The organism is Hymenobacter sp. (assembly GCF_036387835.1).
Lineage (GTDB): Bacteria > Bacteroidota > Bacteroidia > Cytophagales > Hymenobacteraceae > Hymenobacter.
Genome location: NZ_DASVSY010000018.1, coordinates 1 through 13784, shown reverse-complemented (window position 1 = coordinate 13784; position 13784 = coordinate 1). Strand labels below are relative to the sequence as shown.

The following is a 13784-nucleotide window of genomic DNA, read 5'->3' as shown; positions in this document are numbered from 1 at the left end:
AGGTCAGCTTCCTCTCCTACAACGCATCCAATATGCTTAACACCTTCATTGGCGACGCCGGACACTTAAGTGTTATCGTGGCTTTCGTGGCGGCCACGGTGGCAGCGTATTCCTATTATATGGCGGCGCGCAACCAGCCGCTCGGGCAGTCCGATGTCAGTTGGCTTCGGATTGGCCGTGGCGCGTTTTTGGTGCATGGCGCGGCGGTAGTGTCCATCATTGCGTGCTTGTTCGGTATCATCCATGGGCACCGCTACGAGTACTACTACGCCTGGAGCCACTCCAGTAACCACTTGCCGGTGTACTACATGATTTCCTGCTTCTGGGAAGGGCAGGAGGGTAGCTTTCTGCTCTGGATATTCTGGCACGTGGTGCTAGGGCTAATCATTATGCGCTTCAACAAACTGTGGGAAGCGCCGGTAATGGCCGTGTTTGCGGGTGTGCAGCTCTTCCTAACATCCATGATTATGGGGGTAGTGATTGGCAGCCTCAAAATTGGCTCTTCGCCTTTCATCCTGCTCCGCGACTTCCTCACCGACCTGCCAGTGTTCAAGGTAAATCCCGACTTCGTGCCGAAAGATGGTACGGGTTTGAATGCTTTGCTGCAGAACTACTGGATGGTAATTCACCCGCCCACGCTATTCCTGGGCTTTGCGCTCACCCTGGTGCCATTTGCCTTTGCCGTAGCCGCTCTTTGGAAAGGTGAGTTTACGAAGTGGGTGAAGCCAGCCCTGCGCTGGTCGCTAGTAGGCGGCTTGGTGCTGGGGGTTGGGGTTATGATGGGCGCTTATTGGGCCTACGAAACGCTGAACTTCGGTGGCTACTGGAACTGGGACCCGGTCGAAAATGCTGTGTACATTCCCTGGCTGGTGCTGGTGGCCGCTATCCACGGGATGGTGCTCTGGAACCAGCGCCGCACCGCCTTGCGCACTTCTTTCGTGCTGGTGGTCGCTACCTTCCTACTGATTCTCTACGCTACCTTTCTTACCCGTAGTGGAGTGTTGGGCAATGCCTCGGTGCACTCCTTCACCGACCTTGGGCTGTCGGGTCAGCTGATGATTTATCTGGGTGCTTTCGTGGTGCTGGCCGTGGCCTTGCTAGCGAAGCGCTGGAAGCAAATTCCGGTTTCGGAGAAGGAGTTGACCACTTATAACCCGGAACTATGGGTGTTTGTGGGCGCTACGGTGCTGTGCCTTGGTGCTTTTCAGGTTCTGGTTACCACCAGCATTCCGGTTTATAATGCCTTCCTGGGCTTCATTGGTATCAAGTCCAACTTGGCTTTGCCAGCCGATCAGATTGCGCACTACACCAAAATCCAGCTCTGGATGGGGGTGGGGGTGGCCCTGCTTTCGGGTTTGGCGCAGGTGATGTGGTGGCAGCGCAACGACAAAAAGACCATCGTTAACGCGTTGACCAATCCGGGTGCTTTGGCGCTACTCGGCTCGGCACTGGTTATACTGTTGTTGCGCTACAACAAGCTCGCTATTTCACCCACTTACATCGTGCTCTTGACAGCGGCGCTGTTTGGCGTGCTGGCCAACTTGGGTGTGGTGCTGAAGATGCTGCTTCGTGGCGTGCAGCTTTCGGGCGGCGGGGTAGCGCACTTAGGTATTGCGCTGATGCTGCTTGGTATCCTGGGTTCGGCGGGCTACTCCAACATCATCTCCCAGAATATGTCGGGCATGGTGTACTCCAAAGAGTTCGGAGAAGAAATGAACCGCGACAATGTACTGTTGTGGCGCAACGACACCACGCCCATGGGCGAGTACGACGTAAGCTACACCGGCCAGTATTTCGATGTGCCTGGTGTGCCCGAGTACGTGAACAAGGATTTGCTTTTCCGCCTCGAAGACGAATACAAGGCCTTAGCCCGCAACAACATTAAGTTCGGGGGCAAGCAGTACTACGAAACCGGTGACACGGTAGATATCCTACCAGAAAACACTTACTACCGGGTCGAGTACAAAAACCGCAAGAGCGGTGAGGTCTTCACGCTCTTCCCCCGTGCCCAGGACAACGAGGAAATGGGGGGCCTGCTCGCCTCGCCCGATATCAAGCGGTTTATTGGCCACGACATCTATTCCCACGTTAGCGCTGTAGCGCCGATGAAAGAGAAGGAGTGGAGCGAGCTAAAAGAATACAAGCTGGCCGTTGGTGATACCATCTTCCTCAACGACTACTTCGCCGTATTCCGCGCCATTGAGCCCGCCCAACAAACGGCTGGCCTCGGCCTCAGCAAAGACGACTTGGCTATTCAAGCCGACGTTATTGTGTTCGGCGAAAAGCAGCGGGAATACCACGTGCACCCCGTTTTCATCGTGCGCAACCGCCTGATCGGTCGCGTGCCCGACGAAATTGAAGACTTGGGTTTGCGCCTGAGTTTAAACGAAGTTGATCCTACGGGGGGCAAGTTCACCTTCGGCGTGAGCACCACCCAGAAAGACTATATCATCCTCAAGGCTATTGAGAAGCCCTTTATTAACCTGCTATGGAGCGGCACCTTGCTGATGGCTGTTGGCTTCGGTCTGGCTCTCCGGAAAAAGAAAACCAAGCGCGAGCCCGCCGTTGTACCTGCTCCGCAGCCCGCAGCTCGTTCAACCAAAAAGCCTCGTCCCGCACAGCGAGTAGCCTAATGGGTAGTATACAAATAAAAAAGGGCAGCCAAACGGCTGCCCTTTCTTGTTGGTTGCTATCGAACCAGGCACTACTTAGTGAGCACCAGTTGGCGTATAGTGAATTCATTGCCGGTTTGTACCTTAAGTAGGTAGAGGCCGTTGGCTAAGCTGGAAAGGTCAAGCTCGTTAATGAAGTTGTCTTTGAGGCGAGCCGTGTGTACCACCTGACCGAGTTGGTTGATAACGGTTGCGCTCAAGTTGCCTTTGGCATTGGCACCCTGCACGGCCAGCTTCACTAAGCCTGATGCCGGGTTCGGGTACATTTCTATGGCCCGGTTCAGCGCCGCCGACGTGCCTTGTGGGCTACCGGTGGTAACCGCTTCAATCATGAAGCGACCGAGATTGTATTCTGCCACGTCTTCTGGTGTGCCACCAGTAATTGCCAAAATATAAAAGCTGCCAGTACGGGTAGGAGCTTCTGCTTGAAGACCAAGTGGAGAGAAAGGAGCGGTATTGCTGGAAGCGGGTTGTGCAAGACCAACATAAAAGTCGCCAACCGCCACTGCTACGGGCGTAGGGAGGGTGAAGGTTTTATAGGCTCCGATGTCACCAGCTTGAATCACATAATCAGGTGTACGACCTAAAACTGCTCCGGTGCTGCTGAGCACTACAGCATAAACGGTACGACCGACCGATGTACCAACCCCTCCTGCATCGTCATCTCCGAGCTGTACGTTCACTGCTGTGATTGTGCGAGTTACAGTGGCCGAATACTTTGTGGCTAGAATGCCAGTACCAGCATTCGAACCCGAATTGTCGGTCAATCCTACGCTGATATCATTTGTCGTTCTGTTTGGGTCGGCAGCCGAATACGTATTAGCTGTTACAGTTTGGCTAACTGTTTGCGAATTATTTGACGCCAAACCATCACCCGCTACTGTGGCAGTGACGGTAATGCTATTGTTTCCAACCGCCGTAGGCGTAAAAGCAGCAAAAGAAACAGTAGTGGAAGCTCCTTGTGCTAGACTAGGAACAATTGCACCGTTAGTATAAGAGTTGGCACCCGTTACATTAAGCGTGACGGCAACGTTAGTTAGAGCCGACAAACCTGTGTTGCGGACAACTGCTTGTATTACTTGTGAGTTGTTAGTTGGCGTTTTGCCTAAGGAGTAGACGAGCTGCACAGCTGCATCAGTGGGGGGAGCCACCCGGAACCGATAAGTTCTACCAGCGTCTGGCAAAAAATCATTGGCAGTGAAGTGCCCGGCCAAGTAATTTTGCCCGCCTTGTGTTACCACGTTAGTGAAAGTAGTAGTGCTCCAGAACTGTGCGCCGGGATTGAAAAGCAGGCTAAGCTCCCTTAAGTCAGCTTGCGTGATTGTGGTGCCACTGCTGAGCGCATTTCCTTTTAATCCAATCAAAAACGGCTGGTCAGAGGCAGGGTTGGCCGTAGCGGTCCAGGTGCCATACACAAATTCAATGGTGTTGGTGCCTTCGTACAATTTGATTTGAAACTGCATGGTAGCAAACTGAGGATCAACGGTGCCATTAGAAAACACCGTAGCCTTGTCGCGCACGTTCTTGAACTGAATGGTGCATACTTGGCTGCCGGGAGTTCCCGTCGTTGTTACCCGATATTCCGTAGGACTGGCAGCCTGGTTGGCTGCTCCCTGCAAATCGACTCCCGAGGCCGGCGCTATAATGTTGGCATCAGTAGAATTCAAGAGTGCATCCGTATCGTTAGTAGCGGTAGGAGCTACGGCGCCTAGCTTAATAAAGCCGTTGGTGTTGAGGATGAATTGGGTGAAGGCAGCACCATTGTAGGTAAAGGAGAAGCCAATACTCTGGGCGGCTGAGTTGGCATCATCCGTATTAGCAGTGCTGATAGCTGTGCCCGTAGTGCCCAGGTCGGTGTAGGTGCCGGCTACGTTTTGTCCTTGAGCAGACACGTAAGGATTAGAAGCCACCCGAGCAGTGGTGTTTGGCCGGGAATTTACTACCTGCTTCAGGCGGTTGACTGGGGAGTGATCCTGCACTTGTGATAAGCGGCTATGTGCTTGTGACAAGCGGCTCTGCGCTTGACTCATTGCTGCGCTAGCCGCCAGTAATGCCGTCAGAGTTAGCTTTCGCCAAAGCCTGGTGTGCAAATTTGTCATTAGGTAAAGATTTGTAATTGAAAATGAGTTTAAGTTAAACAAGGGCTATACGAGCAAAGCAATTTGGCGTAGTATTGCCAGCCCCCAAGTTGTTGCTTTATCTTCAAAATTTACTAGTCTGTTGTAATAATCTTCTTTTCCACTTTCGTTCTTTAGCCTTCTAGTTTCCTTTGCTTCTGCTCGTGTTCAACCAATGTCTTTAACTGCGGCTTCGTCTTTGCGCATTGTCTTGCTCGGGGCGGGGCGGGTAGCTGGCCAACTCGGGCTCGCTTTGCATCAAGCTGGCCACAACGTACCTTACATCTGGAGCCGTACCACTGCTTCAGCGGCAGCACTGTCGGCTACGCTGCCCGGCAGCCATATAGTGCCTAACCTTAATCTGACGGCTCTGCCACCCGCCGACGTGTACCTGCTAGCCGTATCCGACGCGGCAATACCCACCGTGCTAACACAGGCGCAGTTCCCAAAGGGTGCCATCGTAGCGCATACATCCGGGGCCGTACCGCTCACCGTCTTCGACAGCCATCCGGGCGTACAGGGCGGGGTGTTCTATCCGCTCCAGACGTTCAGTGTAGGCCGCTCTATAGATTGGCGTGCGGTGCCACTTTGCATCGAGGCGGCTACGCCTACGGCCGAAGCCACGCTGCTGGCACTAGCGCACACGCTTAGTAGTAGTGTGCAGCGTATCGATACCGCCCAACGCCAAGTGATGCACCTGGCAGCCGTCTTTTCCTGTAATTTTTCCAACCACCTATTTGGCATCAGTCACGCATTGTTGGAGCAGCAGCAATTACCTTTTGCCTTGCTGGGGCCGCTCATCCTCGAAACGGTGGAGAAAGCCTTGGCAAATTCGCCTTTTACGGTGCAAACTGGTCCTGCTGCCCGCCACGACGAGCCCACCTTGGCCCGCCACCAGGCCGCGCTAACGGCGTATCCTGACTGGTTGGAATTGTATAATAGCCTGACTGACAAGATACAGCAGCAACAAGTGCTAGGCAGTCTAAACAAGCAGGGAGGGGAAGCGCTTTGAATCGGAGGGCCGCGTGCCTACCTTTGCCCCTTCGTTTTTGCCTCGTTTGAAGCCCCCTTTGTGAAAGCTGTCAATATTACCTTCCAATTTCAAGACGGCCAGCCAGCCCAGACCCACGTTGCGGCTGAAGGCGAATCGGTTCTGGACGTCGCCCTCAACAATGATATCCAGCTCCAGCACAACTGCGGTGGCGTGTGCGGCTGTAGCACCTGCCATGTGTATGTGTTGCAAGGCGAAGACGAGTTGCCCGAAATCAGCGACAAGGAAGAGGACTTCATTGACCGGGCCGTAAACCCGCGCATCAATTCGCGGTTGGGCTGCCAGTGCGTGGTGCAAGCTTCTACGCAGGATCTGGTTATTCTAATCCCCGCGCAGGAGTTCTTAGGACATTAATCTAAAAATCCAATAACTGAATTGTTGAATAGCTGATCGTGCAATAAACGGTTAGGGCAATCAGCAATTTGGTTATTCCAACCATTCAATAATTCAAGAAATGGCCCACTTCGAGCCCCCGATTCACTGGAATGACCACGAAGACGTGGCCATTGCGCTCTACGAAAAGTTTGGTGACGATTTTACGGAGGCAAAAATCTACCGCATCCGTTTTACGGAACTACTCGACTGGGTCCTGACCCTGCCTAACTTCGCGGGCACTAAAGAAGAAGCCAACGAAGGCCACCTAGAGCAGATTCAGGCCAAGTGGGTATACGAGTGGCGCGATAACCAGAAATAGGTTGATAGCTGATTGTTGAATGGTTTACTTGTTAAAAGGCTGACTGTTATCTCCCGACAGTCAGCCTTTTAACAAGTAAACCATTCAACAATCAGCCTTTTAACAATCAGCAATCATCAAGCACCTGATGCAACCCGACTTATCTGTTATAAAGGCCTTTATCTTTGACGTAGACGGGGTTCTGACGGATGGCAGACTGCTGGCGCTCAACTCGGGTGAGCAGGCCCGGACCTTTCACATCCGCGACGGCTACGCCATCCGGCACGCGCTTAAGCAAGGGTATCGCATTGCTATCATCTCGGGCCGCGAGGAGGAGGGCGTACGTAAGCGCCTGGAGTCGTTGGATGTGCGCGACATTTTCCTGGGGGTAGATGACAAGATGAAAATCTTCAACACCTACATCAACACCTACCGTCTCGACCCGGCCCACATTGCATACATGGGCGACGATATGCCCGACGTAGAGGTGATGCGCCGTTGCGCCCTAGCGGCCTGTCCGGCCGATGCCGCCTCCGACGTATTAGCTATCAGCAACTACGTAGCCGAAAAGCCCGGTGGTTATGGGGCCGTCCGTGAGCTGCTGGAAGCCGTGCTGAAGGCGCAAAAAACCTGGTAGCCAACAGCGTCGCTACGGCTGTTTAGGTCGTTTATTTACAACAAGAAGGCCTTTTCTGGGCCGGGTTGCGCTTTTCCTAATTACCTCTATCTTTACCCAACCATCTTATTCACCATTTTCTTTTATTACATGAAAACAGGAACCGTAAAATTCTATAATGAGTCGAAGGGCTACGGCTTCATTACAGATGACGAGACGAAGGAAGATTTCTTCGTGCACGTGACGGGCCTTAACGGGGGCCAGATCCAACAGAACGACCGAGTGGAGTTCGATACGCAGGAAGGTCGCAAGGGCGTAAATGCTGTCAATGTGAAGCGCGTATAAGCTTCAACTCCTTACTTATTTTGCATTCTGGAAAGCCTCTCCAAAACTGGGGAGGCTTTCTTTCTACTACCTGTTGCTATTTCTCGTTGCGGCGGCACATTGTAAGCTCATTGCGGGTTATCTTTTAGTTATCTGGAGCTCTCCGGTTTCTTATTCCTTGTTTAGTAGGCTGTGGCTATGCCATCTGTTTTCTCGTTTTTTACTGCGGCAGCAACCGGACCCGCCGGGACAGATGGTGATACGGATAGGCCTAGTTCCCGTCTGCCACCCATTGCCCGGCTGATTCGGCTCCCCAACCTGCTTATTATGCTGCTGTGTTTGGTGCTGGTGCGGGCGGGTTTGCTGCACCCTACCACACCTATAGCCACGCTGCTCGACTGGCGCTTTGGCCTGCTGGTGCTGTCCACCCTCTGCGTAGGAGCAGCAGGTTACATCATCAACGACTACTACGACGTCAAGATAGACGCCATCAACCGGCCGGGGCGACTGGTAGTGGGGCGTGCGGTCAACCGGCGGCGGGCCATGCTGGCGCACCTGCTGCTCTCGGGGCTGGGGGTAGCCATTGCCGGCGGGCTTTCGATTTTGCTGGGTTTGGTAACCCTGGGGTCGGCGGCACTGCTGTGGGGCTACTCGGTGCGGTTCAAGCGGGTGGCGCTGGTGGGCAATGTGAGTATTGCCATGCTGACGGCCGCGCTAGTACTGCTGCCCGATTTGCAGCTGCGGACCGGCAACAACAAGGTGTGGATGTACGCGCTGGCAGCTTTTCTGCTGACTGTGGTGCGCGAGATAGTAAAGGATGTAGAAGACATGCGCGGCGATGCGCAGCACGATTGCCGTACGCTGCCCATCGTGTGGGGCGTGGCCCGCACCAAGTGGGTGGCGGGCTTTTTTCTGGCCTGCTTGCTGTTGCTGGTGGCGGGAGCGGGTGCCGAGGCGCTGCATAATGGCCCACTTTTGCTAGGCCTGTGGCTGACACTACTAGTGTTGGGGCCACTGCTGGCGCTGGCGCGCCTGCTCTGGCGCGCCGACCGGCGCCGGCACTTTGCTAAACTCAGTACATGGTGTAAAGCCATTATGCTGGCTGGGGTGCTTTCTATGCTGCTCGTGAACGTGGTTGGGTAAAACCGTAGTAGCTACTGTTGCGTTAGAGCAATCAGCAAGCTTTGAACGGGTTAGGCTGCTTGCAGCACTTTTGCTGCGCAGCCTTCCGACAAGGCTTGTCCCTTCTTTCCCCCTTTCCTAAAAGCCTTTATGCGCTTTCTCTACCTGCCGCTGGCCTTGGTCTTCTGTGGCTTGGCTCGGCTTGGTGCTGCTCAAGTAGCTCCTACTACTACCGATGCTGCGCCTGCATCATCAGTGGCTCCGCTCACTCCCGGCCTCACGAACGAGGCTTCCAAAAAGAAATCTATGTTCGCGCCGAGCGACAAGCCGAGCTTCATACCGGTGCCGATAGCCTTCTATCAGCAGGAAACTGGGTTTGCAGCCGGCGCGGCCATTTTGCCGGTTTGGCGCTTTGGCACCGACACCACCGTGCGCAAGTCCAACGCCCGGCTTATTGCCTGGTATTCGCAGGAAAAGCAAAGCACCATCCAACTCACGCACACCATATTCGCACCCGGCGAGAAGTTTTTCATTTCCGGCGAGTTGAGCCGCTACGACCAAAAGCTCTTCTACTACGGCATCGGCAACGATAATTCCGCAAGTGCAGAATCTGAGCTGACCTACAAGCTTGTTATTTTCGACGAAAGAGCTCTGGCTCGGGTGGCGCCCAACCTGTTTGCGGGCTTGCGCTACCGCTTCACCAACACCACCGACATTCAGCCCGAAGGCAATGCCGACAATGGCGCCATCAATTCGTTTTTAACTGATCCGCGCCTCGATAGCCGTGAGCGAAACGATACGAAGGTATCGGGCCTGGGACCGGCTCTGCTCTATGACGGCCGTGACAATGTGCTGGCTACGTACCGCGGCGCTTTCGTAGATGCACACATGCTCTTCAACGGCGGCGCCCTTGGCTCTGATTTCACATTTACCCGCTACCAACTGGATGCGCGATATTTTCAGCCCCTTACCACTTCCAACAATACCATTCTGGCGCTACAGTATCTGACGCAGCTGCACACCGGTGACGTGCCGTTTCGGGAATTGGGCGGCCTGGGAGCTAACCTGGGCGGCGCGCTTTACAACAACGCCGGCTTAATGCGGGGCCTTTATGAAACCCGGTTCCGCGACCGGCAAATGATGACTTTTCAAGCCGAAATTCGGCAAAAACTTTTCTGGCGAATTGATGGCGTTGTGTTTGGCGCAGCAGGCCAGGTCGGCTACAAAATAAGCGACTATACCTTCGATCAAACCCGCCTGGCGGGCGGTGCTGGCCTGCGTTTCCGCTTCAACCGCCGCGACCGGCTCAATATCCGTCTCGACTATGCCGGTGGCACCCATACCCCGCCTAGCATCTACTTCGCAGTAGGTGAAGCCTTCTAACTAGTGCCCCTGCCTCACAAGCTTGTTCTTACCGAAAACGGCCCTTCCGCTAACAGTGGAAGGGCCGTTCTTGCTTCTGGCAGCAGGCACAGATAAAGCAAAGTGTCAGGTGAAATCCACGGAAGCTGAACGTGGCGTATCTTCCAACCCCGACGTTGCCATGGTGGTAAACTACTGCGGGCCACAACTTTTCTATGCGTCTATGCTACCCCTTTATTGCATTATTGATTTCGTTGAGTTGCCGGGTGGCGGCGCAGGCGCCGGTTGATTCGGTAACCCGGTCCGCTGCCGCCCCAAAGCGGGAGAAAATCAGCTTTTTCCCTATTCCCATCATCTTCTCACAGCCGGAAACCGGCCTTGGCTACGGGGCGGCCATTTTGCCGGTGTGGCGCTTTGGCTTGGATACGACGGTGCGCAAGTCCAACGCCCGGCTTATTGCTTGGCGCACGCAGGAAAAACAAAGTTTGGTGCAGCTTACGCACAGTATTTTCACGCCGGGCGAACAGTATTTTATTAGCGGTGAGCTGAGCTACTACTACCGGTTTCCCATCAACTACTACGGCACCGGGCCGCGCACTTCCCGCGACGACAAGTCGGTTATCCAATACAAGGTGTTTATTGGGCAGCAGCGGGTGTTGCGGCGCCTGAAGCCCAACCTGTTCGCCGGCCTGCAAGGCCGCCTCACCGACCTGCGCGACATACAAGTGAACCGCGACATCGAGCGCGACGGGGTGGTAGTTGCTCCTAGCCGCCTCAACGAGCGGCCCCTGCGGGAGCGCCAAAACACGCGCATAGTTGGTATTGGCCCCGTGCTGCTCTATGACCACCGCGACAACGTGCTAAGTGCCTACCAGGGCTCTTATCTGGAAGCAAGCGCTTTGCTGAACGGCGGCGCCCTAGGCAGCGACTACCGTTTTAGCCGTTACCTGCTCGATGCCCGTCGCTACCTGTCGCTCGATGTCAACCACAAAACCGTGCTGGCCGGGCAGGTCGTCGGGCAGTTCCAGGCCGGTCGGGTGCCGTTCCGGGAACTAGCCAACCTCGGCGGCGACAAGCTGCTGCGCGGCTACTACGAAGGCCGCTACCGCGACCGGCAGTCGGTGGTGGCGCAGGTGGAACTGCGGCGGCAATTGTTCTGGCGCCTGAATGGCGTACTGTTCGGTGGGGTAGGGCAGGTGGGCAACACGCTGGCTGGTTTCGATGATGGCGGCCTCAAGTACACGGGGGGCGCCGGCCTACGCTTCAAGTTCAACCGCCGCGACCGGCTCAACATCCGTTTCGACTATGGTGTCGGCCGCGACGGCTCTACGGGCTTCTACTTCAGCTTCGGCGAAGCTTTCTAAATAATTGATCAGCCAATGTCGAGACGCGACACTTCGCGTCTCTCTAAACGCCCCGTCTAGAATAGGTTTCCTGATATCGGAGGCTGTAGCGCGCAGCCTGCGCTTCGCGTATCGTTGAACGACTTACGTATGGCGCGGCCGTCAGCAACAACACGCGAAGCGCAGGCTGCGCGCTACAGCTTCCAGGCCGGTATACCAACTTGAACGCGCTTTAAAACAACTTCCGCAACATCGAGACGCGAAGTGTCGCGTCTCGACATCATTCGTACAGTAGTCAACAAAACGGCCATTCGGAATAAGAACAAGTGGCTTCTAAAGCGCAGGTTGAGGAGCTGACATTAGTATCAGTATTAGGTTTTTACTGTTTTGCTTAGCAATCTGCGTGTACTCCTAAGCCTACGCTCCGCTGTTATGTGGTGAACCTAAACAGTAAGGCTAGCAAACAAATTGTGAAGTAAGCGCTTGTACACGTCAAGCTCGACAATTACTGAAGTAGAGCTTAACGTCTGTATCCGCTTCACAATTCGAGTAGAACACGCTTGATGGCTCTCCCCGTACAGCCGTGTGCTGTTGCTGGTCTAAGATCTTTAGTCGACCAGCAAAAAGTACTATGGCCCACCACCCCACCTAATGCCCGCTTACTTATTGGTGTTATCATTCCAGCCAAAGACGAAGCGGAGAACTTACCCGCCACTTTAGCGGCCCTGGCGGCCCAAACCGACCTGCAAGGCCAACCGCTTGACTTCGCCAGCTACGAAATTTTAGTGCTGGCTAACAATTGCCACGACCAAACCGCCAACGTCGTTCGGGCATTTGCCCAACAGCATCCGGCCTTGGCCCTGCACGTAGCGGAAATAGCGTTACCGCCGAGCGAGGCGCACGTAGGCCAAGCCCGCCGCCTGTTGATGGACGAGGCCTGCCGCCGCCTCGAACGCATCACCGGCCCCTCCGGCATCATTGCCAGCACCGACGCCGATACCCGCGTGGCTCCCACCTGGCTGGCCGCTACCCAACAGGAAATGAAGGCCGGCGCCGATGCAGTAGGCGGCCGCATTTTTCCTGAGCGCCCCATTCGGAAAAGCTGCCTGGTGCGGCGCACGCACTTGCGCGACGCCACCTACCGGCTGCTCCGGGCTCACCTCGAAGCCTTGGTTGACCCCGATCCGGCCGACCTCTGGCCCCGGCATCATCAACATTATGGGGCCAGCCTGGCTATCACGGTGGCTGCGTACCGGCAAGTGGGGGGCTTGCCCATCGTGCCTTTTCTCGAAGACGAAGCGCTGTGCCAAGCCCTGCGCCGCTACGACTTACGCCTGCGCCACAGCCCGGCCGTGCAAGTCAACACGTCGGCCCGCCAGGCGGGGCGGGTGGCGGTGGGCTTGTCGTGGCAATTGCGCGAATGGGCCCAAATGACGCGCCAGCAGCGCGAACCGCTTGTGGAAAGTGGCGCCGCCTTGGTTGCCGAATGGACGGTGCGCCGGAAACTCCGCCAACTGTGGCAGCAAACCCGGCAGCAGCCTCGCCAACAAGCTGTGCCTTCCTGCATCCGCTTGGCGGCGTTGCTGAGCGTGCCCGCTGGTCCCTTAACCTGCCAAATTGTTTGTGCTGCCACCTTTGGTGTGCTGTGGGAATGGGTACAAACCCACCGGGCCGTTTGGCGCCGCGGCCAGTTGACTACCCTGCCGCTGGCGGTGGCCGAGTTGCGCTACCTGATAACCCAAGAGCAGGAAGCTGGCTTGCACGCACAAGTTGTGTCGGCAGCGGCTCCGGTCCGCTGGCCGTTAGCGCCGAGCCAGCAGGTCGAGCCGGTATTGCGCGGCGCGGTGGCCGTGTAGGTGCTCTAAGGGGCCGTCAGTGGTGGTTTTGTTTAGAAAATGCTGGTGTACTTCGTCGCCGGTGAGGGGGTAGTCGTGTACGGGGGGCGTCCAGTGCACGAGCAGCAAGTGACCGCCGGGCCGCAGCGCCGCCACCAGTTGGTCGGCTATCTGCGCCAGGTCCGGGGCGCTCCAATAGTACCCCACTTCTGATAGCACAACTAGGTCGAAGGTGCGGCTCACTGGAAACTCAGCGGGGAGCATCATCTGCTGGAATTCCACCTGCGGCAAGTAGGCGCACCGCTGGCGGGCGCGTTCCAGCGGGGCTTCGGCCACATCAACCGCCAGCAAGTGGCAGCACCGCGCCGCCAGCAACTGCGTCAGAACGCCTAGCGAGCAGCCTACCTCAAAGGCACTTTCATAAAGTGTTTTGGCCAAGGCCGCCACGGTATCCGCGTACTTGGCTTGCTCGTAGGGGCTGGTTTCGAAGCTCCACGGATCAGCATTTGCGCGGTATACTTCATCGAAGTACTCTGGAGGCAGCGTGTGCGGTTGGTTAGAGTTCATGCAGGAAGTTTCATGGGGCAATAAGTGTCCATCCCCTAGCCAACTGTCCTTCCGTCATTCCGCGCCTCCAGCGGCGAGAGGAATCTGAGTCCAAGCCGTTGA

At 55.7% G+C, this 13784-nt stretch carries 12 protein-coding genes; 10 read left to right on the top strand and 2 right to left on the bottom strand.

From position 1 onward, the window contains the following. Window positions 1-32: 32 nt before the first annotated feature. Window positions 33-2633, top strand: coding sequence for a cytochrome c biogenesis protein CcsA (ccsA, locus tag VF639_RS03590; protein ID WP_331144513.1), 2601 nt, complete (start codon window positions 33-35; stop codon window positions 2631-2633). A 71-nt stretch (window positions 2634-2704) separates the two neighbouring features. Here ccsA and VF639_RS03585 read toward each other — a convergent pair whose 3' ends face one another. After that, window positions 2705-4651, bottom strand: coding sequence for a T9SS type A sorting domain-containing protein (locus VF639_RS03585; RefSeq protein ID WP_331144512.1), 1947 nt, complete (start codon window positions 4649-4651; stop codon window positions 2705-2707). A 313-nt stretch (window positions 4652-4964) separates the two neighbouring features. Between VF639_RS03585 and VF639_RS03580 the strand changes: the two genes are divergently transcribed. From VF639_RS03580 to VF639_RS03540, 9 genes are all read left to right on the top strand, one after another. Next, window positions 4965-5801, top strand: a complete 837-nt coding sequence (locus VF639_RS03580) for a Rossmann-like and DUF2520 domain-containing protein (RefSeq protein ID WP_331144511.1) — start codon at window positions 4965-4967, stop codon at window positions 5799-5801. A gap of 60 nt (window positions 5802-5861) precedes the next feature. After that, window positions 5862-6194 carry a 2Fe-2S iron-sulfur cluster-binding protein gene (locus tag VF639_RS03575; protein ID WP_331144510.1) on the top strand — a complete coding sequence of 111 codons (333 nt, stop codon included), beginning with the start codon at window positions 5862-5864 and terminating at the stop codon, window positions 6192-6194. A gap of 100 nt (window positions 6195-6294) precedes the next feature. Next, complete coding sequence (gene iscX, locus VF639_RS03570) at window positions 6295-6534, top strand: Fe-S cluster assembly protein IscX (RefSeq protein ID WP_331144509.1); 240 nt, start codon at window positions 6295-6297, stop codon at window positions 6532-6534. A 127-nt stretch (window positions 6535-6661) separates the two neighbouring features. Further along, entirely contained in the window at window positions 6662-7150 is a 489-nt protein-coding gene (locus VF639_RS03565) for a KdsC family phosphatase (protein ID WP_331144508.1), read from the top strand. A 129-nt stretch (window positions 7151-7279) separates the two neighbouring features. Beyond that, the gene (locus VF639_RS03560) at window positions 7280-7474 is read left to right on the top strand and encodes a cold-shock protein (protein ID WP_022824432.1); all 195 of its coding nucleotides are present in this window, start codon (window positions 7280-7282) and stop codon (window positions 7472-7474) included. A gap of 177 nt (window positions 7475-7651) precedes the next feature. Next, on the top strand, window positions 7652-8596 hold the full coding sequence (locus VF639_RS03555) for a geranylgeranylglycerol-phosphate geranylgeranyltransferase (protein ID WP_331144507.1): 945 nt from the start codon (window positions 7652-7654) through the stop codon (window positions 8594-8596). 129 nt (window positions 8597-8725) lie between these two features. Next, on the top strand, window positions 8726-9958 hold the full coding sequence (locus tag VF639_RS03550) for a BamA/TamA family outer membrane protein (protein WP_331144506.1): 1233 nt from the start codon (window positions 8726-8728) through the stop codon (window positions 9956-9958). A 194-nt stretch (window positions 9959-10152) separates the two neighbouring features. Then, window positions 10153-11301: a BamA/TamA family outer membrane protein gene (locus tag VF639_RS03545; RefSeq protein ID WP_331144505.1), complete on the top strand. Its 1149-nt coding sequence runs from the start codon at window positions 10153-10155 to the stop codon at window positions 11299-11301. 542 nt (window positions 11302-11843) lie between these two features. Further along, window positions 11844-13136 (top strand): glycosyltransferase family 2 protein, encoded by a 1293-nt coding sequence (locus VF639_RS03540; protein ID WP_331144504.1) that lies wholly within the window; start codon window positions 11844-11846, stop codon window positions 13134-13136. Here VF639_RS03540 and VF639_RS03535 read toward each other — a convergent pair. After that, window positions 13083-13682 carry a class I SAM-dependent DNA methyltransferase gene (locus VF639_RS03535; protein ID WP_331144503.1) on the bottom strand — a complete coding sequence of 200 codons (600 nt, stop codon included), beginning with the start codon at window positions 13680-13682 and terminating at the stop codon, window positions 13083-13085. The two genes, VF639_RS03540 and VF639_RS03535, sit on opposite strands and share 54 nt — an antisense overlap. Window positions 13683-13784: the final 102 nt, after the last annotated feature.